This is a genomic window from Paenibacillus sp. JNUCC 35 (assembly GCF_058269095.1).
In genome coordinates this window covers 1,821,854-1,847,531 of the sequence record NZ_CM177771.1, presented here as the reverse complement: position 1 = coordinate 1,847,531, position 25,678 = coordinate 1,821,854, and the positions used below count along the sequence as shown (strand labels likewise).

Below are 25,678 nucleotides of genomic sequence, written 5' to 3'. Positions count from 1 at the left end.
CCATTGGCACAAGAAAAAGCACCTCTCCGCCAGGGAAAGGTGCTTGCTTCGCAGGCATGCGCCATGCGGCTATCTATCCGGGAATCAATCTCCGCGGAACGCTTTACGCATCCGATCGAAGAAGGACTCCTCGTGCTCTTTCGTATCTTCTCCGCTTACTTTCGCGAACTCGCGGAGCAGATCTTTCTGCTCGTCGGTCATGTTTTTCGGTGTCACAATCACGACGCGCACGTGCTGGTCGCCCTGTCCGTAGCCCCGAAGCTTCGGTACGCCTTTGCCGCGTAGACGGAAATACGTTCCCGTGTCCGTGCCCGCCGGAATCTTGAGCTTCACTTTCTCCGTCAGGGTCGGAACTTCCACTTCCGCGCCGAGAGCCGCCTGAACGAAGGTCAGCGGCATATCCAGATAAATGTCGTCGTCCCTGCGTTCGAAATATTCGTGCGCCTTCACGTGGATGACGACGTACAGGTCACCCGCCGGGCCTCCGCGCGTACCGCTTTCGCCCTCTCCGCTGACGCGCAGCTGAGCGCCGTCGTCTACGCCGGCCGGGATTTTGATGTGTATCTTGCGCTGTTTCTTGACCTTGCCGGAGCCGCCGCATTCTCCGCACTTGTGACGGATAATTTTGCCTTGGCCGTTACAGGTCGAGCAAGGACGGCGGTTCACGATACGACCGAACGGCGTATTCTGAACCACTTCCTGCTGGCCTGAACCTTGACAGGTGGTACAAGTCTCCGGGTGAGTGCCCGGTTTGGCGCCCGAACCCGAGCACTTGTCGCAGTTTTCCGTGCGCGGAATCTGCAGGTCAAGCTCCTTGCCGAATACCGCTTCCTTGAATTCGATTTGCAGGTTATACTGCAGATCGCTTCCGCGCTGAGGCGCGTTCGGATTGCGCCGGCCGCCGCCTCCGCCTCCGAAGAACATGTCGAAGATGTCCCCGAATCCTCCGAAATCGGCGCCGCCCATGCCTCCGCCGCCCATTCCCTGATTCGGATCGACATGCCCGAAACGGTCATACGTCGAACGCTTCTGATCGTCGCTCAATACGTCGTACGCTTCTTTGGCCTCTTTGAACTTCGTTTCGGCATCGTCTGCCTTATTAACGTCCGGATGATACTGGCGCGCCAGCTTCCGGTACGCTTTTTTGACATCTTCCGCGGACGCGTCCTTGCCGACGCCCAGCACTTCGTAATAGTCCCGTTTACTCATCGCTCCACCCCCGCTGCTTTAACGGCAACCTCAACCGGATGGTCTTGTCGAAACATAGGGAAAGTCAAAGCCGTTTTCGGACGGCTTTGACTTCTCTTTGTGTCAGACAGTTCCCGGTGTGAAATTCCCTTATTTCTTGTCTTTGTCCTCGTCAACTACTTCGTAATCCGCATCGACTACGTTGTCTTTCTTGCCGGCTTCGGACGCTTCGCCTGCCGCGTCGCCCGCTCCCTGCTGCTGGGCAGCCTGCTCATACAGCTTCACGGAAAGCTGCTGGACCACTTCGGTCAGCTCTTCCGTAGCCGCTTTGATTGCAGCCAGGTCGTTGCCTTCGAGCGCCTGCTTCACTTTTTCTTTCGCTGCGTTCGCTTTGTCGATCTCGGCCTGGTCTACTTTGTCGCCCAGTTCCTTGATCGTTTTATCCGTGCTGTAAACAAGCTGGTCAGCTTGGTTGCGGACTTCAACGAGTTCTTTGCGGTTGCGGTCTTCTTCGGCGTGCGCCTCCGCATCCTTCATCATTTTATCGATTTCATCATCGCTCAGGCCGCCGGAAGAAGTGATCGTGATCTTCTGGCTTTTGCCTGTTCCTTTATCCAGAGCCGATACGTTCACGATACCGTTCGCATCGATATCGAAGGTAACTTCGACTTGCGGAATACCGCGCGGCGCCGGAGGAATGTCTCCCAGCATGAAGCGTCCGAGTGTTTTGTTATCGTTAGCCATCGAGCGTTCGCCTTGCAGAACGTGGATTTCCACGCTTGTTTGGTTGTCCGCGTAAGTGGTGTACACTTGCGATTTGCTGGTAGGAATCGTTGTGTTGCGGTCGATCATTTTGGTGAATACACCGCCGGCCGTTTCGATACCCAGGGACAGCGGAGTAACGTCCAGGAGAACCACGTCTTTAACGTCGCCGGTCAGAACGCCCGCTTGGACAGCGGCGCCCAGAGCAACAACTTCATCCGGGTTAACGCCTTTGTGAGGATCTTTACCGATCAGCTTTTTGATTTCTTCGACAACAGCCGGAATACGAGTCGATCCGCCGACCAGTACGACTTTGTCGATTTGGCTTGGGGACAAGCCCGCATCGCTCAGAGCCTGACGAGTCGGGCCCAGTGTTCTTTCAACCAGAGAAGCGGAAAGCTCTTCGAACTTGGCGCGGGTCAGGTTAAGCTCCAAGTGCTGAGGCACTCCGTCGACAACGGTAATGAACGGCAGGGAAACGGTCGTTGTCAGGACGCTGGAAAGTTCTTTCTTGGCTTTCTCGGCCGCATCTTTCAAACGCTGTACAGCCGCTTTGTCCTTGCTCAGGTCGATACCGTGTTCTTTCTTGAATTCAGCCGTCAGGTGATCGATGATCACTTGGTCGAAGTCGTCGCCGCCCAGCTTGTTGTCGCCGCTTGTCGCTTTAACTTCGAAGAAGCCGTCGCCGAGTTCAAGGATAGATACGTCAAACGTACCGCCGCCAAGGTCATATACGAGGATCGTCTGATCTTCGGATTTCTCCAGGCCGTAAGCGAGTGCAGCCGCCGTAGGCTCGTTGACGATACGGAGCACTTCGAGACCGGCGATTTTACCGGCGTCTTTGGTCGCTTGACGCTGGCTGTCGTTGAAGTAAGCAGGGACCGTGATAACCGCTTGCGTTACCGGAGATCCCAGGTAAGCTTCTGCGTCGGCTTTCAGCTTTTGCAGAATGATCGCGGAAATCTCTTGAGGCGTGTAGTCCTTGCCGTCAATGGATTCCTTATGGTTCGTACCGATGTGACGCTTGATGGAGATAATCGTACGGTCCGGATTCGTGATGGACTGGCGTTTTGCCGTCTCGCCCACAACACGCTCTCCGTCTTTCTTGAAGCCCACTACGGACGGAGTGGTGCGGTTTCCTTCGGCGTTAGGGATAACGACGGCTTCGCCGCCTTCCATTACGGCTACGCAGGAGTTGGTGGTTCCTAAGTCAATACCGATTACTTTGCTCATAATAATCTATTTCCTCCTTATTAGGGGTGCGTATATATGAATTCGCCGGGCCTAAAGCCCTTCCGGCTTACATGCTGACTTTAACCATCGAAGGACGGATCACTTTATCCTTCAGCATGTAGCCCTTCTGGACTTCTTCCACAACGATGCCTTCTTCGTAATCATCCGATTCCACCTGCATGATCGCCTGGTGAAATTCCGGGTTAAAGGGTTGGCCTACCGCTTCGATCGGCGTCAGACCCTCCTGGGTCATCAGCTGCTCGAGCTGTCTGTACACCATTTCGATCCCTTTGGTGAGAGCTTCGAAATCCTGCGTCTCGCGGCTGGAAACCAGCGCACGGTCGAAATTGTCGATGACCGGCAGCATTTGTTCGATCAGCTTAAGAGAAGCGTATTTCGCAAACTCTTCTTTCTCCTGGCGTGTGCGGCGGCGGAAATTGTCGAAATCGGCCTGAGCGCGCAGCAAACGCTGCTGGCTCTCCTCGGCCGCTTTACGAAGCTCATCCAGCTCCGCGTTCCGGCCGGAGGCCGCGCCTTCCGCATCAGGAGCCGCTGCTTCGGCAGCTTCTGCTTGTTCCGCGTCATATGTAGCTTCTTCTGCTTCCGCGGCGTTCGTATCCGGGTTGATGTTCTTTGTTTCTTCGGTACTCACTTGTCGTGTTCACCTCCTTGAAAGAGTGGACGGGCCCGCGTTTGCCGGCCACGTTTAAGTTTGCCCCAGCTAATCCCGCTTAAACTTCGTGTAGAATCTCATTGTAAACCTGTCTCTTTATTTGTACCACCTTGACAGAAGAACTTCCATATTGGCGGACAAGTGCTCGAGAAGCCGGATCACTTTGGCATATTCCATCCGCGTAGGTCCGAGTATCCCGATCGTTCCAAGCGGCTGATCGTCATACGAATAGGTCGCCGTAATCAGGCTGCAATCGTTCATGGCGGCCAGACTGTTCTCCGAACCGATCTTGATTTGAAGTCCTGTAGGCGATGAAGTCACCAATTTGAATAAAACCGGAGTTTGCTCCAGCAGATCCAAAATATTTTTAACTTTATCCACATCTTTAAATTCCGGCTGTGTCAGCATATTGGTCGTGCCGCCCAGGAAAATGCGGTCTTTCTCGTCATTCTCTAGCACGCTTTCGACCATGTTCAGAAGCTCGTGGTAGCCCACGGCGTACTTATTCAGCTCGCCGGCCACTTCCGTATAGAGCTTCGACTTAAACTGCAGCAGCGGCACTCCTTGAAGGCGTGCGTTCAACAAATTGACGACCTTCTCGATTTCGTTCATCGGCAATCCCGGGGGGATCGCGACGGTTTTGTTCTCGACATGCCCCGTATTCGTCACGATAATCGCAACGGCGGTCTTGTCGTTAAGCGGAATAATCTGCAGATGTTTCAGCGTATTGGTAAAAACCTCGGGGCCGAGCACGATCGATGTGTAATTGGTCAAACCCGACAGCATATTCGCCGTATGCTGGATGACCTCTTCCATCTCCTGGACCTTCTCCGCGAAGAACAGCTTGACTGTCTCCAGCTCGTGAGCGTCCAGCGTACCGTGTCGCACCAGGTGATCTACATAGTAACGGTACCCTTTATGAGAAGGAATACGGCCTGCTGACGTATGCGGCTGCTCCAGAAAGCCCAATTCTTCGAGATCCGACATTTCGTTGCGGATCGTGGCCGGACTGAAACCGACATCGCCCCGTTTGGAAATGCTTCTGGAACCGATCGGCTCTGCGGAACGAATATAATCATCTACAATGGCATTCAAAATCATCCGCTGACGCTCCGTCAACATAGTAACTCCTCCTTTACATATAGGTAAACCGCCGCATGAATGCGCCGCTCGGGCACGATCCGCTTCGTTAGCACTCAACCTTAACGAGTGCTAATTCCTAATACAAAAATAACAGACCTTTCGGCCTGTTGTCAAGTTCAATCCAACTCCCGGAGTACCGCAATCTCGTCGCAGCAGTACTGTTTTTTACAGTGAATGCAATCAGTCCACACTTTTTCCGGAAAGATATGTTTCGGCACGATTCTGAAGCCGTTTTTCTGAAAAAATTTCACTTCGTAAGTGAGGGCCATTACCTTCGTAACGGTCAGGCGCTGCGCCTCCTCCAGCAAGGAATCCACCAGTTTGGTACCGACGCCCTGTCCCTTGTAATCCTCGGAAACGCCCAGCGAGCGAATCTCCACCAGATTCTCACCGAGCCTCGTCAGCGACCCGCAGCCGATCAGCGCGCCTTCGTCTTCCGCGACTACAAAAGTATCCAAATGCTGCCGGATCATCTCCCGGTCTCGGGGGAGCATAATCCCCTGACGTGCATATCCTTGTATAATATGTACGAGTTCTTCTATATCGTCTTCCGTTGCTCTGCGGCAAGCCACTGTCATCTCGCATCCCACCATTCGCCTGCTGAAAATATATGAAAAAATAGGAACAAATCAAAAAAACCACTTGTACAATTGCTATGCGGAAATAGTATATTGAATAAATATACATCAGCATGCATAATCGCACAAGTGGCTTTTTGTAAAATTTTGAATGGATTTTGAAGCGTAAATGACGAGCGTTCTCCAGCCTGGGCCACGCCCTTGCCTGCCGTTATTCGAGGAACGAAGCAAACACGTCGTTGCCGAACAAAATTCCTTGTTCCGACAAACGGATCTTGTTTCCGGCACGCTCCAGAAGTCCGCGTTTGATCAGACTGTCCAGAATCCCGCCGAATTTCTCCTCCACCGGAACACCGAATTGAGCGGTAAAATCGTCCCCGCTGATTCCTTCCAAGAGACGCAGGCCGACCATCATGAAGTCCTCCATCGCCTCCTGCTCCGTCACAGGGAATCTTTCCAGATGCGGAAGGCCCTCTTTCGTCCGGTCAATATAAGGCTGGACGCCTTTGACATTCACATGACGGTGTCCTTCGGCGTAGCCGTGAGCCCCCGCGCCAAGGCCGTAATAAGGCTGATTGCGCCAGTACGTCGTGTTGTGCCGGCTTTCGTAACCGGGGCGCGCGAAATTGCTGATTTCATACTGCCCGTAGCCCGCTTCTTTCAACCGGCGCATAATGAGCAGGTACATGTCCAGCTCGTCGTCCTCGCTCGGGAGCGGAAGCTGGTTTTTGTGGTACATCGTGTGGAACAAGGTGTTCTCTTCCACCTTCAAACTGTAGATCGAATAATGCTTGAGATCAAGGGCCAGTGCCGCGTTCAGCGTCTTCTCCATAATTTCCGGCGTCTGGTTAGGCAGCCCGAACATCAAGTCGATCGACATGTTGTCGAAGCCCGCCTTCGCCGCATTTTCCAAGCTCCGGTAAACGTCGTCCGTGTTATGAATGCGGCCGATCGTCTCCAGCAGACCGTTGTCGAACGACTGGACACCGAATGAAATGCGGTTGACGCCGCCTTCTTTCATCGCTGTCAGCTTTTCGAGGTCCGTTGTCCCGGGGTTGGCCTCCATGGAAAATTCCAGATTCTCATGCTGATCCGGGAAATACGTTCTCACCAGCTTCAGAAAATGCGCCATCTGATCCGGCAGCAGAACCGTCGGCGTGCCCCCTCCCACGAAGATCGTCGCGATCTTTCCGGGCGGCTGCGCCTGCACCGTACGCTCCATCTCACGCTCAAGGGCATCCAGATAGTCCATAACGGGCTGGCCTTTAAGGACATAAGAATTGAAATCGCAGTAAAAGCATTTGTTCGTGCAGAAAGGGATATGGATATAAACCGCCTCGGGGGCGGTATAACGTGTGTTCATTGCAGGTAGTTCCTTTCCAGAAAGGGTCGGGCCTCACGGCCGTTCCTTCATTGTACTATGAAAAGCGGAAAAGATCGAAGGCAATAAAAATAGGAGCACGCGGCTCCTATTTCTCGGTCATACACTCAATATTAGTTGTCGTCGATACGAAGTACCGCCATGAACGCTTCCTGCGGCACTTCCACGCTGCCGACCTGCTTCATCCGCTTCTTGCCTTCCTTCTGCTTCTCCAGCAGTTTCCGTTTCCGCGAGATGTCGCCGCCGTAACATTTGGCCAGAACGTTCTTCCGCATCGCCTTGACGGTTTCGCGCGAAATGATTTTCTGTCCGATTGCGGCCTGAATCGGCACTTCGAACATTTGCCGCGGGATAAGCTCTTTGAGCTTTTCGCAAATAATGCGGCCCCGGTTGTAGGCGCCGTCCCGGTGAACGATGAAAGACAAGGCATCGACCTGCTCGCCGTTCAGCATAATGTCCATTTTGACCAGGTTGGATTTCTTGTACCCGGAAATTTCATAATCGAACGAGGCGTACCCCTTCGTCCGGGATTTCAGAAGATCGAAGAAGTCATACACGATTTCCGCAAGCGGAATGTCGTAAGACAGCGTTACCCGGTTCGTGTCCAGGTACTCCATGTTGATGAACTCGCCGCGCTTGCCCTGGCACAGTTCCATAATCGCGCCGACAAAGTCGTTCGGCACGATGACCGACGCCTTCACGTAAGGCTCCTCAACGAATTCGATCCGCTGGGGATCCGGATAGTTCGACGGGTTGTCGATCTCGATGATCTCGCCGTTCGTCATCGTGATGCGGTAAATAACGCTTGGCGCCGTCGTAATAAGCGGAATGTTGAATTCGCGCTCGATGCGTTCCTGGATGATCTCCATATGGAGAAGGCCCAGGAATCCGCAGCGGAAACCGAAGCCGAGCGCGGAGGACGTCTCCGGCTCGTAAGTGAGCGACGCGTCGTTAAGCTCCAGCTTCTCGAGCGCTTCGCGCAGATCGTTGTAATCCGATGTTTCGATCGGGTACAGCCCGCAGAATACCATCGGATTGATTTTGCGGTAGCCGGGCAGCGGTTCCACCGCCGGTTTGACGGCGTTCGTGACCGTATCCCCGACGCGCGTGTCGCCGACGTTCTTGATCCCGGCTACGATAAAGCCGACATCGCCGACGTTCAGCTCATCCACGATGGACATGCGCGGCTTGAAAGCGCCGACTTCGATCACGTCGAAGACTTTGCCCGTCGCCATGAACTTGATTTTCGTGCCGGCCTTGATAGCGCCGTCCACGACACGCACGTACACGATGACGCCTTTGTACGGGTCGTAGTGCGAATCGAAGATGAGCGCTTTGAGCGGCTCGTCCGGATCGCCCTGCGGGGCGGGTACCTTCTGGCACACCTGCTCCAAAATTTCCTTGATGCCGATACCGGCTTTGGCGGAAGCCAGAACCGCTTCGCTCGCATCCAGTCCGATCACGTCTTCGACTTCCTGCTTGACGCGTTCCGGATCGGCACTCGGCAGGTCGATCTTGTTGATGACCGGGAGAATCTCCAGATTGTTGTCCAGGGCCAGATATACGTTGGCCAGCGTCTGGGCTTCAATCCCCTGGGCCGCGTCCACAACGAGCAGCGCGCCTTCGCAGGCGGCCATACTCCGCGAAACTTCATACGTGAAGTCGACGTGTCCCGGAGTGTCGATCAGGTTCAGGATATATTCCTGACCGTCATCGGCCTTGTAGTTCAGGCGTACCGCCTGAAGCTTGATGGTGATACCGCGTTCCCGCTCAAGGTCCATCGTGTCGAGAACCTGTTCCTGCATTTCACGAGACGAAAGAGCCCCTGTGAATTCGAGGATGCGGTCCGCAAGCGTAGATTTACCGTGATCAATATGTGCGATAATCGAAAAGTTTCGAATTTGCTTTTGTCTTTGCCGAATGTCAGTCATGCCTAACCCCCACACAGTTACATACAGTACCTTTTATTATATCAGTCCGGCGGGGCTGCGGCAATGCTAAACCGTTATGGGGTGTTTTGCCTTATTTGACGACCCATTCGAACATCGAAACCACGCCGTCCATTCCGCTTTGAGCGGTGATTTGCAGCAAATCTCCCAGCTTGTTGCCCAGGTGGTTCATCGATCCGGCCTCAAGCGGATCTCCCGTCCCGAGCGGACGGGGCGTCGGTTTCGGCGGAGCCGGCGTCTCCGCAGGCCGGTTCGCGCTTTCCCCCGTCCGGGCGGAACCGGCGTTACCGGGCGCCGCATCCGGGCCTGCCGCCGGGCTTGGCGCGGCAGCCCCCGTTCCCGGCGCCTGGCTTGGAACGCCAGGCTGCTGCCCGCCGCTCCGGCCGCCTCCGGTCCGGATGAACGTCTCTTCCGGCAGGGAGCCGGGCGCGGCGGGACTGCTCCCGCTTGTTTGCGCCGCTCCATCGGAGACGCCTCCCGGACCCTCGATGCGGTTCATACCGCGCGAGGCCAGGTCCACCCCGAACATGGTGCAGAAGCAAAGAATAATTCCGTATGCGAACAGCTTCCAGTACCAGCGCGGCATGATGATCCCTCCGGTTCGTGATTTGAATTTTGCTTGATTGGAATATCCCCTTGTCCGTTCCGTTTCCAGCCTTAACCGGCACGCGGCTTACGACTTTTTGCCTTGAGCAGGGGCCGTTACTTTTTCCGCATCCAGAATCACTTCCGACACCGCTTTTGCCAGCAGCTCCACCGTCCGGTAGCACTCCTCCAGAGAGTTGTAAGGGCCGCCCACTTCAATCAGCACGCTGTTCGGCGAAAAGTTCTGATTGTAGACGCCGTTTACCTCGTGGCCTGTCTTTGCGTGAATGCCTTTGGAAACGCCGGGCGCCTTCGCTTCCAGCGAATCGTGGATTTTCCCCGCGAAAGCTTCGTTTTCTTTCCACTTGGGGTTGTCTCCTCCCAGAATAAAATACACCTGCGCGTAGTCTTTGCCGTTCAGCGTAACCGTCGTGCGTTTGCGTTCCTGGGAATCGCGGTGGATATCAAAGAAAAACTTCAGGTCCGGATGTGCGTTCGCGGCGGCTTCCAGCGTCTGGAGAGAATATTTATAAGAGTAGGCATATTTGAAATCTTTAATCATATTCGGGTAAATGGCATCGGAATGAACGGCCCCTACCCCTTCTTTTTCCAACGCTTCCGCCAGTTTCTTGCCGATCATCGTCACGTTCGTTTTGGCATCGTAGGCTTTATCCGGATCGGTGACGCCTTTGAGCTCGGGGAGGAACGATTCGTTGCTGTGAGACTGATAAATAAAAGCGATGTTCCGGCCCGGTCCTTTGGGCTTCTGATCCGCTGGCGCCTGGCTTGGCGCGGGAGACGGGGCTGAGGATGCTTCCGGGGCCGTGCCGCCGGTTGTCCCGTTCACCGCTCCTTCCGCGGGTGTGTATTCGACCGGACCGCTCGCATCGCCGTCTTTGCCCGAGCGCAGAATGGTGCTCTTGTCCGCTTTCAGGCCGGGGACCTCCTGGGCAATCAGACTTTTCGGATCGCCGGGGTTTACATCGGTCAGGAACCGGACGGCAAAGCTCATCATATTTTGCTGGGAAAAAGTGAATTTACGGGTGTCGTTCCTTAAATGAGGGACTTCCAATCCGAGCATGTCGAGAAAAAACTGATTGGAGACCGAAGCCGCCAACCCCTTCATGGATGAAACGGGAGATGTGGACAGCCTCGATTGCAGCACGCTCCCGACTCCGAGCAGGAGAAACAGGCAGAGGGTAAACAAACTGAGCGATATCGTGGTCTTTCCGATGACTCCGGCGCTCTGGAACGTTTGGCGGATTTTGCTGAGATTGAAGGTGACGGCATTCCTTTTCATGGGGATTCCTCCTAGCGAATGGGCTTGAACATGTCCGGATTTAGGCGTCTCGCGCCTCGCGGCGGCGAATCTATCTACTCCCAATCTATGAACTTCGCTCTTTCACTAGAACTCTCTCTCCGAAAAAAATCCGCCGCCCCGCGCGCAAAAAAAACCGGTTCCCTGAGGAACCGGCCCGGAGCCGCGCTGCTTAATGCGTATAGGCGGCCACGTTCGCCGAATCTACCGCCTCGTGCAGAGCCGCATTCAGCCCGGAAGCGATGATATTCGCGATATCTTCGATAAATTCGTCAATTTCCTTCGGGGTGACGAGAAGATCGTGCCCGAGCGGATTCAGCACCTCGCGGACAAGCGACAGCCGCTCTTGTTCCGGCAGATCGTCCAGCATGCCGAGAATCTCATGCGTGTTTGACGTCTGGGTGCGGAAATGGTGCTGCATCATATCGATGCACGAATTTACAATCGTGGATGCGTACACGACCGTCGGCACACCGATTGCGATGACCGGCACGCCAAGTGTCTCCAGGGTCAGGCCGCGGCGTTTGTTGCCGATACCGGAACCGGGATTGATCCCGGTGTCCGCGATCTGGATCGTCGTATTCACCCTCTCCAGCGCGCGCGAAGCAAGAGCGTCCACGGCGATCACGAGATCCGGTCTCGACTTCTCGACAATACCTTCGACGATTTCGCTGCTCTCAATGCCTGTCGTGCCCAGTACGCCCGGAGCAACCGCGCTGACGGGACGGTAGCCGGGGCTCACCTGGCCCGGCATCAACTCGAAATAGTGCCGAGTGACGAGGATGTTCTCAACCACGAGCGGACCGAGCGCATCGGGAGTCACGTTCCAGTTGCCCAGCCCGACGATGAGCACCTTGGAATCTTTGCCGATTCCCGCTTTCTGCAAATACTGCTCAAACACCTGGGCGAACTTTGTAGCTACACGGTCTTGGAGCTGCGTATCTTTTTTTCTCAAATCAGGTACTTCGATCGTCATATACTGACCCGGCATCTTGCCGATGGCCTGTGCCCCTTCATCGTTTAAAACCTGAATCTGGGTAATGCGCATGCCGCCGTCTTCCCATATATCCGAGACCACTCCCGGTATTTCGGGGCTTTTCCTTGCTTCGGACGCCAGTTCTCTCGCCTCGAGCGCAAGATCGGTCCGGACCGTATACGCGCTAAGATCCGCCATTAAGATCTCCTCCTGTCCATTCTGTATGACCCTAGTTTGCGGACACGGACCCTAATTTATACCGATGAACGTTTTCAGAGAGCGGGTGCGGAAAGCTCCCCGTCAGCTATTGATTTTTAAAAGTCAGCGTGTTAAAATACCTAGAGTTGTCAACAATCATGGAAAACGTTCGATTGTGTACCTGAAGTAGGAGGTGAATGTCAATGCCAAACATCAAATCCGCGATCAAAAGAGTGAAAGTAAGTGAAAAACGTCGCCTGCGCAACGCTTCCGAGAAGTCCGCTCTTCGTACAGCTGTTAAAGCTTTCGAAACAACGGTTGCCAGCAATAACGTAGATTCCGCTAAAGAAGCTCTGATCAACGCTACCAAAAAATTGGACAAAGCAGCTTCTAAAGGATTAATCCATAAAAATGCAGCTAGCCGCAAGAAGTCCCGTTTAGCGAAGAAGCTCAACGCTCTTTCCGCACAAGGCTAATAAGCAGGACCTACACATAGGTGATAAAAAGACCGGAGCCCCTGGCTCCGGTCTTTTTTTGTACATATGGCGAGTCTGGCCGTCCGCAAAGGAACGCGCATATATTTTGCGGGTCTGCTGTACGCAAGCGCAAGTATCCGGCGTCCCATGGATGATTCGGCCGTACAAAAAGATCGGCCTAAGCGGCCGGTCTGTCTGTATCCCTTCTTCCCGGCTCGACTCAAGCCGCCAAACCGAGAAGAAAGAGTTCAAGGCCGAGTACCTTGTCGATGCCGCCGCTCTTCATTTTAAAATCGAGATCGGCCAGCTGCGACACGATCCGGCTCAGCTTTTCGATATCGTAAGCCCGGGCTTGTCCCTCCGCTACCTTCACGGCGTACGGGTGCAGGCCAAGCTGCCCTGCGATTTGCTGGTGCGAATAGCTCTGCTTGGAGAGCTCTTTCACCTGGAGCATGATCCGGAATTGGCGGGCCATCAGCATCACGATCTTGATCGGCTCCTCTTTCTGTTTGAGGAGCTCCTCCAGGAGCGCGAACGCCCGGTCCAGCCGCAGCTGGACCACCTGCTCGATCAGAATGAATACATTCTGCTCCGTGCTGCGAACCACGAGAGAATCAATCAGCTCGGGGGTCGCTGTCCCTCCCCGCCCTACGTTGAGAGAAATCTTCTCGATCTCCGCGGCCAGCGACTGAAGATGCCCGCCCGTGTACAGCACGAGCTGGTCGACGACTCCGTCCGCAAGCTCGAAGGATTCCCGCTTCGCCTGCCGGCGTACCCAGGCTTGCAGCTCTTCGGCCGTCAGCGGAAGACAGGGCACGAGCGCTTTTTTTTCTTTGAGCTGCTTCACCAGCTTTTTCCTCTCGTCGAGCTTGTCCACGGAAACCGTAAAGACAAGGACGGTAAAATCGACGGGAGCCCCTAAATACTCCGTTAAACGGTCCAGTTGGTGGTCGACCTTGCCGCTGTCCCTGCTGCCTGTGAGAAACTGGGCATTCCCGGCTATAATCAGTTTGCGAGGCACCATAAAAGGCAGCGTCTCGGCGTCGGCAATGACGTTCTGCACCGGAACCTCATTCAAATCGTATTTGCTTACCGCAAAATCGAGATGTTCCGGTTCGATCATGCTGTCCGTGAGCTTCCGGATAAACTGCTCGATCAGATAAGACTCGCTTCCATAGGTGACGTACACCGGAGCGAATTTTTGTTCATCTATGCTTTTCATCGCTTGTTTGTAATCCATTCGTTCGTTCCCCTCTGCATAAATCCCTGCTCTCATCTTACCAATGACAAAGGGATTACGTCAAAACGGAATCCCACCGTCTTGCCGTAATCCCTTTGCCCGAGCAGAAAGAGAATACGCTGCCACCGCATGTTACCCGTACGAGCAGCATCTATTTAAACACCGGAGAAGAGCTCTAGAAACTCTTGACCGAGTGACAGTAAACCTGCGTTTTCTCCTGTCATTCTCCTCAGCTTTGCGATAACTTCTCTTTGACCGATTGTTAATACAGCATACGCGCTAACCCGCCAAAGGTGCGTGTCAGACACAAAAAGAAGCATGCCTTATTTGGCACGCTCCTGCTTTGTTTTCAAGGAGACGACATATTCCTGCTTCATGTTGCCGCTGCTTACTTCGTATACGAACTCGTCGTTGCCGTTCCAGCCGACAAGCCGCAGCGTATCGGTTTCTTTCCACTGCTTGGCGGATACGTAAACGGAAGTCCCGTCCGTTTTGACAATCGTAAGCTTGCGCTCTTCGATCTTCGCGCTCAGCTTGCCGTCGGGAGACGTTCCTCCGATGCCTGCGGCAGTGAATGTGTGGGCATCTTTCTTGTCCGGATCGGTCGTGGCGATCTTGCCGCCCGTCTGCCGGTCTCCAGATCCCGAAGTACCGCCGGACGTATCGCCGGGGCTTGGAGATACTCCGCGGTCCGCAGGCGGATTGTCGGTACCGCCCGCGACCTTGCCTTCGTTCGCAGAAGCATCCGGCTGTTTATCCGGCTGCGGAGTAGAAGTCGTTCCCGGTTGTTCCTTGCGGGATCCTTCCTCTTTCGGAGAATCCACATTCGATTTCTGCTGCACTGCACCGCTTCCCTTGTCTGTATCTCCGGTCGATGCGGTGCGGTCCGTCTGATTCCCTTCGCCGTTTGAATCCGTCTGCGGCTTGCCGGCGCTTTTGGAATCTCCGGGCGTTTGGGACGCAGGCGGCGCCGTCGGCGTACCGCCGCTTTGCTTGCCCGATCCGCTCACGTCCGGAACGGTGGTCGGCTGCACCGATTGTGCCGCCGTATCCGCGTTTTCCGTCTTTGCTCCGGTCAAGGCCGAAAACATGCCCGCCGGACCCGATTGAGCCGGACGGTCCATGTTGAACGCGAAAAATCCGAGTACAAAGCCGGCGGCCACAACGCCGCTGACTGTTTTCCAGGAGACATGCGCGGCTATGCGGCGAGTCCAAGGAAGCTGTTCCGGGGAACGCGGGGAACGGCCGACTGCGCGAGACAGACCTGCGGCTTCTTCGCGCTGGTTGGACTTTTCTTCATCCAACCGCTCAAGCTGCGGAAGAATCGAATCGACGATACTGAATGGCGGCATGATTTTCGGAAGGTTCTCCAATTCCTTGGACAGCATGCGCAGCCGCTGCAGCATGGTGCCGCATTCCGAACATTGCTGGACATGCTGATTGAGACGCTGCCGCTCCAGATCGTTCAAATCTCCGTCGAGATCTCTCTGCATCAGCTCTTTCACCTCTTTGCAATTCATCCCCGAACACCTCCTTTCTGATATTCATGGAGTAACCCTTGAAGCTGCTGTCTCGCCCGAAAAAGATAGGATTTAACCGTGTTCAGCGGAAGCCCCAGGCAATCCGCAATCTCGTGATAGGAGAAATCCTGCAAATACCGCAAAACAACGACCGATCGGTGGTGCTCGGGCAGTTTCTCGATAGCCTCTTGAATATCCTGCGCCAAGTAACCGATCATCACTTCGTCCTCAACGTCCTTGGGGGTGGTGAACGTAAGTTCGTGTTCTTCAATGGATACGGTCGGCTTCGTCTTGCGGAATTTGTCGATGCAGATATTGGTCACAATACGCTGAACCCACGTTTTAAAAAGAGCTTTCTCTTCATAAGACTGGATTTTCGTATAAATACGAATAAGCGCTTCTTGCGAGGCATCGAGGGCATCCTGCTCATTACCCAGCAGGTAATAAGCCGTGCGGTAGACATGGGTTTCAATTTGTCTTAATAAGGTAACTAGCGCTTCCCGGTCACCCGATTGTGCCGCTTTTACCATTTCGGGCGCTACCACAAGAATCCCCCTCTCTTGCAACTATACAGACGCATTTATGTACATGAATGTTGCAACTTATCATCAAATTTAGGACTTTCATTCTATAAGAATATCAAAAATTTTTCCGAAGGTACACTTAAGCCGGAGATAATTAACAAAATGGGGAAAGTACGCGTAATAAGCGAACAATTCCCAACTCCCGGTCGAATCTTCCGCATTAAAAAACTCCGTCCCTTAACAATATCACAAGATTGTTGCTAAAATGTTTCTTTTGGCTGAAAACAACCTTAAAATTGCCTGCCGTCCGCAAAAAAATTCCAATTCGATCAACTATCCCCCGAAACTGCAGGCTTACCGGACAATACCGAACGGACGTAAATCTTCCCGCTTCTTACCAGCAGTTGGATCTCCCCCAGTAAATCCGTCCGGAGGACCCGGATATCATTTCTTTCCAGTCTTGCGACAACGTCCGGTGAAGGATGTCTGTACATATTTTTGACCCCTGCGGAAATAAGCGCGGTCCGCGGCTTCCAGTAGCCGAGCCAGTCGCTTCCGGTTGACGTTTTGCTGCCGTGGTGGGCCACTTTAAGAACATCGATCCCGGGAGTCGCCGGGGTACCGTTTTCCGTGCCGTCCGGTTCTTTCGTGCCGTTGTCAGACTGCGGAAGTTTCATCCCGTGCGTTTCATTTGGGGAGTTCCGCGATTGCAGAAGTTCCATGACACGGCGCTCCGCTTTCACATCCATATCCCCGGTAAAAAGCCACCTCGTCCCTTCCATTTCCAGCAGAAAAACGACGGAAACGCCGTTCTGCTCGTTTTCCAGAACAATGGGGTTATCGATGGAGCCGTAAATATTCTGTGCGGCCGACGGTGCAGGCTCTGCTCCGGTTTTTCCTGCCGTGTGCTGAGCGGGAAATGCATTCTCCCCGTATCCGGGCGAGTTCGGAGACGAATCCGTCCCCGCCGGAAGCTGCCCGTTCTCCGGCAGCGGGGCGAGAAAATCGAGCCGTGTCCGGTTGTCCATCCGGAGTGTTTTCCCGTAAGCGGCGGAAATAAGCGGTATTTTTTTATCTATAACGGTACGGAACAGCTTCTCTACTTGGGGACCGGACTTGTAGGTGCCGTTGAAAATGAACGTCTCCACCGGAATGTCTTCCAGGACAGCCTGGAGCCCCCCGCTGTGGTCCGCATCTTCATGGGTCAGGATAACGGCATCGAGTTTGTGGACACCTCTTTTTTTCAGAAGGGGGACCAGCGTTTTCCTTCCTACTTCATAAGGGTCGGCGCGCAGCTTCCATTCCTCTCCGGGCTTGCGGAAAGATACGGTCCCTCCTCCGTCTACCAGTATATATTTACGCTCCGGTGTCCGTATGAGGATGCTGTCTCCCTGTCCGACGTCGATCATATCCACGTAGGCCTCCGAGTTCCAGCGATCGGGCGTGTAACCATAATAAAGAAGCCCGAACCAGCCGAGACCCAGCGCGATTACGGCTGCTGAAGACGTTCTGTACCGGGAAAACATACTCCGCCCGGGATCAGGCACATCAAGCTGCGGAGTGCCGTCCTCATTTTGAACGCGGCGGCTCCGTACCAGACGTTCGAGGCCCCCGCAAATACCGGCAAGCAGGAGATAGTAAACCGCGATCCAAAAAACCGAAGGGGACGGCCAGATCGTCCGGAATCCCTCCCACTGATCCAGCCACTCGACGATGCGGAAAACAAATCCGGTCCCGCTTTCGGTTACCCAAGCACCCAAACGGCCGAGCGGAACATACACCAGTCCGAGACATGTCGCAATCAAGCCCGCCGGGAAAATGAGCAGGCTGAAAACCGGCACGAGGGCCGCGTTAGCCAGCCAGGAAAGCAGCGAAAATTGATTGAAATAATAGATGGAGACGGGAAATGAAACGAGCTGAGACACAAGGGTAATGGCCGCGGTATTGCGGAGCACGCCGTTCTTGAGGGGCAAAAGGGCGGTAACGCGGGGAACGCCGACGATCAATCCGAGCGTCACCAGAAAAGAAAGCTGAAAGCTGACGTCCAGCAAATAATAGGGGTTCCAGATCAAAAGCCCCAACCCGACGAGGCAGGCGATTTGCAAAATATCTTTAATCCGGTTTTTACGGACGGCGAGAAGGCCGATCATCGTCATCAGGCCCGCCCGCACAATGGACGGAGAAGCTCCCGTCAGAAGGATATAGAGAGGCAGCAGAAAGACGGCAACGAGCAGATACGTTTCTTTGGGCAGCCCGAGCCTTTTCAGTACCCAGATCAGAACGCCTAGAAAAACAGCCACATTCAGCCCCGAAATCGCGAGAATATGAGTCAGCCCGAGATTCGAAAATTGGTCGTAGCGGTCGGGGTCCATATCATCGGTTAATCCGATGAGCATGCTTTTCATAAAGCCCGCCTGCCCGGGCGTGAATATCCCGTCGATGCGGCTTCCCAAATAGCCGCGGAGGGCATCCGTCGTCCGCAGGAGGCGCTCGGCCGCCAGCCGCGGACTCGTGAGAGCGGCGGCTATAGACGCCGGCGGACCGTGCTGTACCTGCTGGGCGCCTTTGACGACCAGCAGCCAGTGTTTGCCCTGCTGGCGCAAATAGCGGCGGTAGTCGAATCCGCCGAAGTTCCGCGCGGCAGCGGGCTCCTGCAGCTCGCCCTGCATGGCGAGCCGGTCTCCCCGCCGCCAGGCTGCGGCGGCGGTCTGCTCCGCCGGGCTCAGCAGGCGCAGGGACACCTGCACCCGCTCCTCCGGCGGAGCTCCTGCGGCAGCGCCTGTTCCGCTGCCGCTCTCTCCGAGCTGCGAGACGCGCAGCTCGAAGGAGGCTCTGTCGCCGTCGACGGCGACAGGAGAGGCCAGCGTGCCCGCCACGCTCACCTGGCTGCCGTGAGCGGCAGCCGCGGCTGCGGCGGGCAGAGCGGTGCTGTTACGCCGGTCCGTATCGGCGTAATAGCAGCAGGCTGCGGCGGCAACAAGCACCGCAGCGATCCATCGGCGCTTCGGCAGACGAAGCGCCATGACACCCGCGGCCGCGGCGGCGAAAGCTGCGCCGCTCCAGGCGGTCATCCACGGTTTGGACGCGTAAATGGCCGCGGCGTAGCCGATAACCCACAAAACCGTCAAACCTACTATGTCATTACGGTTTAAACGCATTTCTCATCTCTCTCCCTGAATGTGTGATAAGCTCATTCGTTTCGTTTCGGAAATAGAACACGCAAGTTCTTTCAGTCCATTTCGCTCCGCTCCTGCTTAGACAGGGAAACCGCGTAATCGCCGACGCTTCCTTCCCTCACCAGGTAAACGCATCCCTCATGCGGCGGCACACCCCGTATCCTTTTGTTCCACCGGACAACAAAAAGAACCCCCGCTGCTCTACAAGAGCGGCGGAGGTTCTTCCTCACGCTAGTTGTGTTCCGTTCAGTGAAACAGCTTGCCGGGGTTCGTATCCCGAAGACAAAGAGCCGTTCGCCAAACTCATTCAGTTGACAATCCGGTGGTCCGTTCCCTCGGGCGGCTCGTATCCCTGTATTTGGCGGAAGGCAATTCCCCTCGCAGCCATCAAGGCATTCACCTTGTCACTGTCCTTCGGATAAGGCCGGTGAAACACGATCTCCCGCACCCCGCTGTTGGCCAGCATATTCGAGCAGGTCCAGCACGGCTGATCCGTCACGTAGACGCTGGAACCCTCGCGGTCTTCGCGGTCGGTGAACAGAAGCAGGTTCTGCTCCGCATGAATCGTACGGATACAGCGCTGCTTGCGTATCATTTCTTCCTTACCGTCCGCGACGTGCAGCTCGTACTCCTCGACAAGCATGCATCCTTCCTCGGAGCAGTCCGGAACTCCCATGGGTGCCCCATTGTATGCCGTGCCGAGAAGCTTCTTGCCCTGCACGAGCACAGCCCCGACATGCCGGCGGCTGCACTGCGAGCGCGTGGAAGCCATATAGGCGATATCCATGAAGTAAGTGTCCCAGTCTTTGCGCCCCGTCATGGCCGCACCTACTGCTGGCTGGCCAGGATGGCCTGCTCCAGGTCATGCAAGATATCGTCGATCGCTTCCGTACCGATCGACAGACGGATCATCCCGGGCGTTACCCCCGCGCTCAGCTGTTCTTCCTCGCTAAGCTGCTGATGAGTCGTGCTTGCCGGATGAATGATCAAGGATTTGGAATCGCCCACGTTGGCAAGATGAGAGAACAGCTTAACCTGTTCAATCACTTTGCGGCCGGCTTCCAGCCCGCCTTTAATACCGAAGGTCAGGATGGCTCCCTGGCCTTTAGGCAAATATTTTTGCGCCAGTTTGTACGAACTGTGGCTTTCCAGACCGGCGTAGCTGACCCAATCGACCGCTTCATGGGCTTCGAGAAAACGCGCCACCGCAAGCGCATTCGAGCTGTGACGCTCCATGCGGAGGTGAAGCGTCTCCAGGCCTTGCAGAAGCAGGAAGGAGTTAAACGGCGAAATGGATGCCCCCATATCGCGGAGAAGCTGGACGCGCGCCTTGATGATATAGGCGATCGGCCCTACGGCATCGGCGTAAACGACGCCGTGGTAGCTCGGGTCCGGTTCCGTAAGCCCGGGGAACTTGTTGCTGGCCTTCCAGTCGAATTTGCCCCCGTCCACGATCACACCGCCGATGGAGGTACCGTGTCCGCCGATAAACTTCGTCGCGGAATGCACGACGATGTCGGCACCATGCTCAATGGGGCGAAGCAGGTAAGGCGTCGGGAACGTATTATCGACGATCAACGGTATGCCGTTCTCATGCGCAATGGCAGCGACGGCTTCCACATCGAGCAGATCTCCGCGCGGATTGCCTACCGTTTCGGCGTATAAGGCTTTGGTTTTGTCCGTAATCGCTTTGCGGAAATTTTCCGGATCCGAAGGATCGACGAATTTCACCTGGATGCCAAGCTTCGCCAGCGTGGTCGAGAACAAATTGTAGGTTCCCCCGTACAAGCTGGATGCGGACACGATCTCGTCACCGGCTCCGGCTATGTTGAGGATCGAGTATGTAATGGCTGCCTGACCGGATGCGGTCGCGAGAGCTCCCGCTCCCCCTTCAAGCGCGGCTATCCGCTGCTCGAAAACATCGCTCGTCGGGTTCATGATGCGGGTATAAATGTTGCCGAATTCCTTCAGAGCGAACAAATCTGCGGCATGGTCCGCGTCGCGGAACCCGTAAGAGGTCGTCTGATAAATAGGCACCGCGCGGGAAAGCGTGGTTGGATCGATTTGCTGGCCGGCGTGTACGGCCAAGGTTTCCAAAGAATAAGGACGTTGTTCGGACATTGTTCTTTCCTCCTTTATCGCGTTGATTGGGCTTATTTTCTCATATTTCCTCGTAAAATGAAAGAAAGTTTAGTAGATTTTCTCAATTCCGACATTTACGCATGCTCTTCTTTTCTTCATACAGCCTTCCAGAATCCTCTCAAGGATTAATTTGCAGGTAAGGCTTCATCTTCGCGAGCATTTTTTCCCCGATTCCCTTGATATCCAGCAGCTGCTCGGCCCTTTTAAACTTCCCGTGCTGTTCCCGGTATGCAAGGATCGCTTTCCCTTTGCTTTCGCCGATTCCGGGCAGTTCCATCAATTGCTGCAGGTTGGCTGTATTAATATCGATTTTGGGACCCGACGGGATTTTCTTGTCTGCTGCGGACCCGGGCTCCTTCTTCCCGGAAACTGCTTCATTCCCTCCGGCGACAGTCCGCTGCTGATCCGCCTGTGCAAGTTTGTCATCGGCAGCCGCCCCTTTCCGGGCTGAAGCCGGGGCCTGCTCCGGGCCGCCTCCGGTAGCGCCTGCCGCGGAATCCTCCGCCCCCGCTTGCTTACTCCCGGCGCCGGCTTCTTCCTTCGCCTCCGCTTTCGCTGACGGTGACGGTGACGGTGACGAAGACTTCTCCGAAGGCGATACCGGCTTGGTTCCTTCTATCGTTTGCACCATGGAGGCGTTCAACGCCGTAAAACCTTGCGGTACGGTGCCTCGCGGGCTGACTAGCAGCCAGATTCCCAATCCTGCCGCGATTACGGCAGCGGAGCCCGCCAGAACGCCCCGGCTTTTCCAACTCTGAAAATTCCAGTTCAACATGAAACACTCCTTTGATTTTATGATTGAACATATTTTACTCCACAGGAAACCGGCATAATTGTGTGAGAATGTTCATACCGTTAAGAAAACGTTCCTGCGTTTTTTGTCCCTGTATAAAGATGTAAACTTGTAGGCGCCCGCTTCTGTAATGAGTCGGGTGTAATGAATCCGTTCCGGTATACGGCACCAGTCCTACTGCCGGAAGGAGACCTGTTCGACTATTTCATGAGGAGGGTTGTCGATGAAAGCGGGATTTATCGGTACGGGCAGCATGGGAAGTATTCTGATCGAAGCGCTCATCCATTCGGGAGCGCTCAATCCTGAGCAAATCTGCGCCGCAAACCGCACTCCCGGCAAAGTACAACGGTTGGCGGAAACCTACGCCGGACTAACCGCCGCCTCCAGCAATGCGGAAGCCGCAGCGGGCCGTGATGTCGTTTTTTTATGCGTGAAGCCCCTTGATTATAAGCGAGTCATTGACGAAATCCGGCCGGTCCTGGAGCCGGCTCAAATCGTCGTATCCATCACGAGTCCGGTCCTGCTCAAGCATCTGGAAGATCAGCTTCCCTGCAAGGTGACGAAGATTATACCGAGCATCACCAATTACGTTCTCAGCGGATCTACTCTGTGTATTCACGGGGAGCGCATGTACCCTGAGGATAAGGAATGGATTGAAAATCTTCTGACCCACATTTCCACACCTGTCAGAGTCTCCGAGGCATATACCCGGATCAGTTCCGATTTATCGAGCTGTGCGCCGGCCTTCCTGGCCTTTTTTCTCCAAAAATATATCGAAGCCGCAGTGGCGGAGACGGGGATATCCTCCGAAGAAGCAACGATTCTCGCTTCCGAAATGACACTGGGCACGGGCAAGCTTCTGACGACGGGCGGTTTCGATCCGGTTTCTCTTCAAAAAAGGGTACGCGTTCCGGGAGGAATTACGGCGGAGGGATTGCGGTTGATGGAGCAAGATCTGGACGGCATGTTTAACCGGTTAATCGAGATCACGCATGCGAAATACGAAGAGGATCTGGAGAAAGTGGAAGTGGTATTTACGACAAAATAACAATAGGAAGTGGAAAAAAGCGGTAAAATAGAGAGGGATAAAACAGTAGGGTTATCGGGCAATCAGACCTAAAAGCTTGTAATAAAAGGGAGCTTGGCGGAGCGGGGTTAAATAACGGATGCGGAATTGTTGAAGCGAACAAATGCGAAGTGAACTTGAACCTTAATTGGTTTCCCGGGGCCGTCCGACGGCGAAGACCGCTTTTCTGAAAAAGAAAGGCGGCTCCGCCGTTTCGGGCTGTCCGGAGGGCCTCCGGCAGTTCCAGCTTCCCTCACGGGGAGCGGACCTGCCGGGTACCCCTAAATATCGGGCTGTTTATCCGACTACAATGTTGACGAGCTTGCCTTTCACGGCAATGATTTTGCGGACGGTTTTGCCGGCGCTCAGCTCTTTTACTTTATCCAGGCCAAGCGCGAGCTCCTGCATGCCCGCTTCGTCGAGATCTTTGGCGACTTTGACGCGATCGGCGATTTTGCCGTTCACTTGAACGACAATCTCCACCTCGTCGTCCACCGTCCAAGCCTCCTCGTAAACCGGCCACGCTTCGTACGTGATGGAGCCGGTTCCGCCGAGCTTTTGCCACAGTTCTTCGGCAATATGCGGAGCGAGCGGGGAAAGCATTTGGACAAAATGCTTCACGGCTGTTTTCGGCAAAGCTTCTGTCTTATAAGCCTCATTGACAAAAATCATCAGCTGGCTGATAGCGGTATTGAAACGGAGCGCTTCGAAATCTTCCGTTATTTTCTTCACCGTACGGTGCCATGTGCGTTTGAACGCGTCTCCGCCGGCATTCTCGTCCTCGGAAATTTTGCCGCTCAATGCCCCGTTCTCGTCCATGAACAGACGCCATACGCGGTTTAGGAAGCGGTAGGAGCCTTCCACGCCGTTGGTGTTCCAAGGCTTCGTCGCTTCAAGCGGCCCCATGAACATCTCGTACATACGCAGGGTATCGGCACCGAATTCATTGACGATATCGTCGGGATTCACCACGTTACCGCGGGATTTGGACATTTTCTCCATGTTCTCGCCGAGAATCATCCCTTGGTTGACGAGCTTGTGGAACGGCTCCTTCGTTTGGACCACGCCGAGATCGTAAAGCACTTTATGCCAGAAGCGCGCGTAGAGCAGATGAAGAACCGCATGCTCCGCTCCGCCGATATAAAGATCGACCGGCAGCCATTCCTTCTGCTTCTCGGGGGAGCAGATTGCATCGTTGTTGCGCGGATCGATAAAGCGCAGGTAATACCAGCAGCTTCCCGCCCATTGCGGCATCGTATTCGTCTCGCGGCGGGCTTTCATGCCCGTTTCGGGATCGACCGTGTTTACCCAGTCTTCCACGTTGGCAAGCGGAGATTCGCCGGTTCCGGACGGCTTGATGTGCTCGACCTGCGGAAGCAGAAGCGGAAGCTGGTCTTCGGGCACGGTTTTCATCGTTCCGTCTTCGAGATGGAGAATCGGAATCGGTTCGCCCCAGTAGCGCTGACGGCTAAACAGCCAGTCACGCAGGCGGTACGTTACTTTGCCTTTGCCCTTGCCGTTCTCTTCCAGCCAGGCGATCATGGACGCAATAGCCTCTTCCTTGCCCATGCCGTCGATAAAGCCGGAATTCACGTGCGGTCCTTCTCCGTCATAAGCGGCTTCCTGCACATTGCCGCCCTGTACGACTTCGATGATCGGCAGGTCGTACTGCTTCGCGAATTCCCAGTCACGTTCGTCGTGTCCCGGTACAGCCATGATGGCGCCTGTTCCGTAACCGGCCAGCACGTAGTCCGCGATCCAGATCGGCAGCTTGGCGCCGTTCACGGGATTAACGGCATAAGCGCCGGTAAATACGCCGGACTTTTCCTTGGCCAGATCCGTACGCTCCAGGTCGCTTTTGTGTGCGGCTTTCTCCTGGTACGCTTTCACGTCGGCATCCTGCCCCAACGCCGTAATCTTGGCAACCAGCTCATGCTCCGGAGCCAGAACGCAGTAGGTCGCTCCGAAAAGCGTATCCGGACGGGTCGTAAAGACCGTCAGGCTGTCACCTTCATGCCCGTCGATAGCGAAAGTGACTTCCGCCCCTTTGGATTTGCCGATCCAGTTGCGCTGCATATCCTTGATGCTTTCGGACCAGTCCAGCTCCTCCAGATCTTCCAAGAGGCGCTCGGCGTACTCGGTAATCCGCAGCACCCACTGGCGCATCGGTTTCCGGATGACGGGGTGGTTTCCGCGCTCGCTCTTGCCGTCGATCACTTCTTCGTTGGCCAGAACGGTTCCGAGCGCGGGACACCAGTTCACGGGAACTTCGTCCACGTAAGCGAGGCCCTTTTTGTACAGCTGGATAAAAATCCATTGGGTCCACTTGTAGTACTCGGGATCCGTCGTGGAAATTTCGCGCTCCCAATCGTACGAGAAGCCCAGCGATTTGATCTGGCGGCGGAAATTCTCGATATTCTGCTTCGTAAACTCGCGCGGATCGTTGCCCGTGTCGAGCGCGTACTGCTCGGCCGGCAGACCGAAGGCATCCCAGCCCATCGGATGGAGCACATTAAAGCCGCGCATGCGCTTAAAGCGGGAAACGATATCGGTAGCCGTATACCCTTCCGGGTGGCCTACGTGAAGTCCTGCGCCGGACGGATACGGAAACATATCCAGCGCGTAAAATTTCGGTTTACCCGCTTCGTCCGATGTCCGGAAGGTTTGGTTGTCGTCCCAGTATTTCTGCCATTTAGGCTCGATTACCTGAGGGTTGTAGCCCTGCTGTTCTTTTTCATGTGCCATGTGTGTAGGTCC

General features: G+C 55.0%; 20 protein-coding genes. 2 read left to right on the top strand and 18 right to left on the bottom strand.

Translation table 11 applies throughout. The features are described 5' to 3' along the window. Positions 1–84: 84 nt before the first annotated feature. The 10 genes from dnaJ to gpr all read right to left on the bottom strand — a co-directional run bounded on the left by dnaJ (position 85) and on the right by gpr (position 11,984). Positions 85–1,209: a molecular chaperone DnaJ gene (gene dnaJ / locus AC2TF6_RS08465; RefSeq protein WP_009675385.1), complete on the bottom strand. Its 1,125-nt coding sequence runs from the start codon at positions 1,207–1,209 to the stop codon at positions 85–87. A gap of 129 nt (positions 1,210–1,338) precedes the next feature. Then, a complete protein-coding gene (dnaK, locus tag AC2TF6_RS08460) occupies positions 1,339–3,183 on the bottom strand; it encodes a molecular chaperone DnaK (protein ID WP_491310668.1) in 1,845 nt (614 codons plus the stop codon). A 67-nt stretch (positions 3,184–3,250) separates the two neighbouring features. Further along, on the bottom strand, positions 3,251–3,835 hold the full coding sequence (gene grpE / locus AC2TF6_RS08455) for a nucleotide exchange factor GrpE (protein ID WP_369993392.1): 585 nt from the start codon (positions 3,833–3,835) through the stop codon (positions 3,251–3,253). 117 nt (positions 3,836–3,952) lie between these two features. After that, positions 3,953–4,978, bottom strand: a complete 1,026-nt coding sequence (gene hrcA / locus AC2TF6_RS08450; protein ID WP_009675428.1) for a heat-inducible transcriptional repressor HrcA — start codon at positions 4,976–4,978, stop codon at positions 3,953–3,955. A gap of 137 nt (positions 4,979–5,115) precedes the next feature. Then, complete coding sequence (locus AC2TF6_RS08445) at positions 5,116–5,577, bottom strand: N-acetyltransferase (RefSeq protein WP_491310667.1); 462 nt, start codon at positions 5,575–5,577, stop codon at positions 5,116–5,118. Between the two features lie 211 nt (positions 5,578–5,788). Beyond that, positions 5,789–6,940: a radical SAM family heme chaperone HemW gene (gene hemW / locus AC2TF6_RS08440; RefSeq protein ID WP_491310666.1), complete on the bottom strand. Its 1,152-nt coding sequence runs from the start codon at positions 6,938–6,940 to the stop codon at positions 5,789–5,791. Positions 6,941–7,071: 131 nt separating this feature from the next. Further along, complete coding sequence (lepA, locus tag AC2TF6_RS08435) at positions 7,072–8,889, bottom strand: translation elongation factor 4 (protein ID WP_491310665.1); 1,818 nt, start codon at positions 8,887–8,889, stop codon at positions 7,072–7,074. 91 nt (positions 8,890–8,980) lie between these two features. Continuing rightward, positions 8,981–9,493: a hypothetical protein gene (locus AC2TF6_RS08430; protein ID WP_491310664.1), complete on the bottom strand. Its 513-nt coding sequence runs from the start codon at positions 9,491–9,493 to the stop codon at positions 8,981–8,983. Between the two features lie 87 nt (positions 9,494–9,580). Next, a complete protein-coding gene (spoIIP, locus tag AC2TF6_RS08425) occupies positions 9,581–10,792 on the bottom strand; it encodes a stage II sporulation protein P (protein ID WP_491310663.1) in 1,212 nt (403 codons plus the stop codon). Positions 10,793–10,982: 190 nt separating this feature from the next. Then, a complete protein-coding gene (gene gpr / locus AC2TF6_RS08420; protein ID WP_009675370.1) occupies positions 10,983–11,984 on the bottom strand; it encodes a GPR endopeptidase in 1,002 nt (333 codons plus the stop codon). Between the two features lie 203 nt (positions 11,985–12,187). Between gpr and rpsT the strand changes: the two genes are divergently transcribed. After that, complete coding sequence (gene rpsT / locus AC2TF6_RS08415) at positions 12,188–12,460, top strand: 30S ribosomal protein S20 (RefSeq protein WP_009675361.1); 273 nt, start codon at positions 12,188–12,190, stop codon at positions 12,458–12,460. Positions 12,461–12,680: 220 nt separating this feature from the next. On the opposite strand, the gene holA is transcribed toward rpsT, so the two are convergent. The 7 genes from holA to AC2TF6_RS08380 form a co-directional block, all read right to left on the bottom strand. Then, positions 12,681–13,700, bottom strand: coding sequence for a DNA polymerase III subunit delta (gene holA / locus AC2TF6_RS08410; protein ID WP_491310662.1), 1,020 nt, complete (start codon positions 13,698–13,700; stop codon positions 12,681–12,683). A 323-nt stretch (positions 13,701–14,023) separates the two neighbouring features. Beyond that, positions 14,024–15,220 (bottom strand): anti-sigma factor family protein, encoded by a 1,197-nt coding sequence (locus AC2TF6_RS08405; protein WP_491310661.1) that lies wholly within the window; start codon positions 15,218–15,220, stop codon positions 14,024–14,026. Next, positions 15,217–15,750, bottom strand: coding sequence for an RNA polymerase sigma factor (locus AC2TF6_RS08400; protein ID WP_254634720.1), 534 nt, complete (start codon positions 15,748–15,750; stop codon positions 15,217–15,219). The genes AC2TF6_RS08405 and AC2TF6_RS08400 overlap by 4 nt, the downstream gene beginning before the upstream one ends. A 323-nt stretch (positions 15,751–16,073) precedes the next feature. Continuing rightward, positions 16,074–18,902 (bottom strand): ComEC/Rec2 family competence protein, encoded by a 2,829-nt coding sequence (locus tag AC2TF6_RS08395; protein WP_491310660.1) that lies wholly within the window; start codon positions 18,900–18,902, stop codon positions 16,074–16,076. A 325-nt stretch (positions 18,903–19,227) separates the two neighbouring features. Further along, on the bottom strand, positions 19,228–19,740 hold the full coding sequence (locus tag AC2TF6_RS08390; RefSeq protein ID WP_009675401.1) for a deoxycytidylate deaminase: 513 nt from the start codon (positions 19,738–19,740) through the stop codon (positions 19,228–19,230). A gap of 8 nt (positions 19,741–19,748) precedes the next feature. Next, on the bottom strand, positions 19,749–21,041 hold the full coding sequence (locus AC2TF6_RS08385) for a homocysteine synthase (RefSeq protein ID WP_009675429.1): 1,293 nt from the start codon (positions 21,039–21,041) through the stop codon (positions 19,749–19,751). Between the two features lie 139 nt (positions 21,042–21,180). Beyond that, positions 21,181–21,837, bottom strand: coding sequence for a ComEA family DNA-binding protein (locus AC2TF6_RS08380; RefSeq protein ID WP_491310659.1), 657 nt, complete (start codon positions 21,835–21,837; stop codon positions 21,181–21,183). Positions 21,838–22,078: 241 nt separating this feature from the next. Between AC2TF6_RS08380 and comER the strand changes: the two genes are divergently transcribed. Beyond that, positions 22,079–22,903, top strand: coding sequence for a late competence protein ComER (gene comER, locus AC2TF6_RS08375; protein ID WP_491310658.1), 825 nt, complete (start codon positions 22,079–22,081; stop codon positions 22,901–22,903). A 315-nt stretch (positions 22,904–23,218) separates the two neighbouring features. Here the strand turns inward: comER and leuS are convergent, their stop codons facing one another. Beyond that, positions 23,219–25,666 carry a leucine--tRNA ligase gene (gene leuS / locus AC2TF6_RS08370; RefSeq protein ID WP_491310657.1) on the bottom strand — a complete coding sequence of 816 codons (2,448 nt, stop codon included), beginning with the start codon at positions 25,664–25,666 and terminating at the stop codon, positions 23,219–23,221. Between the last annotated feature and the right edge of the window lie 12 nt (positions 25,667–25,678).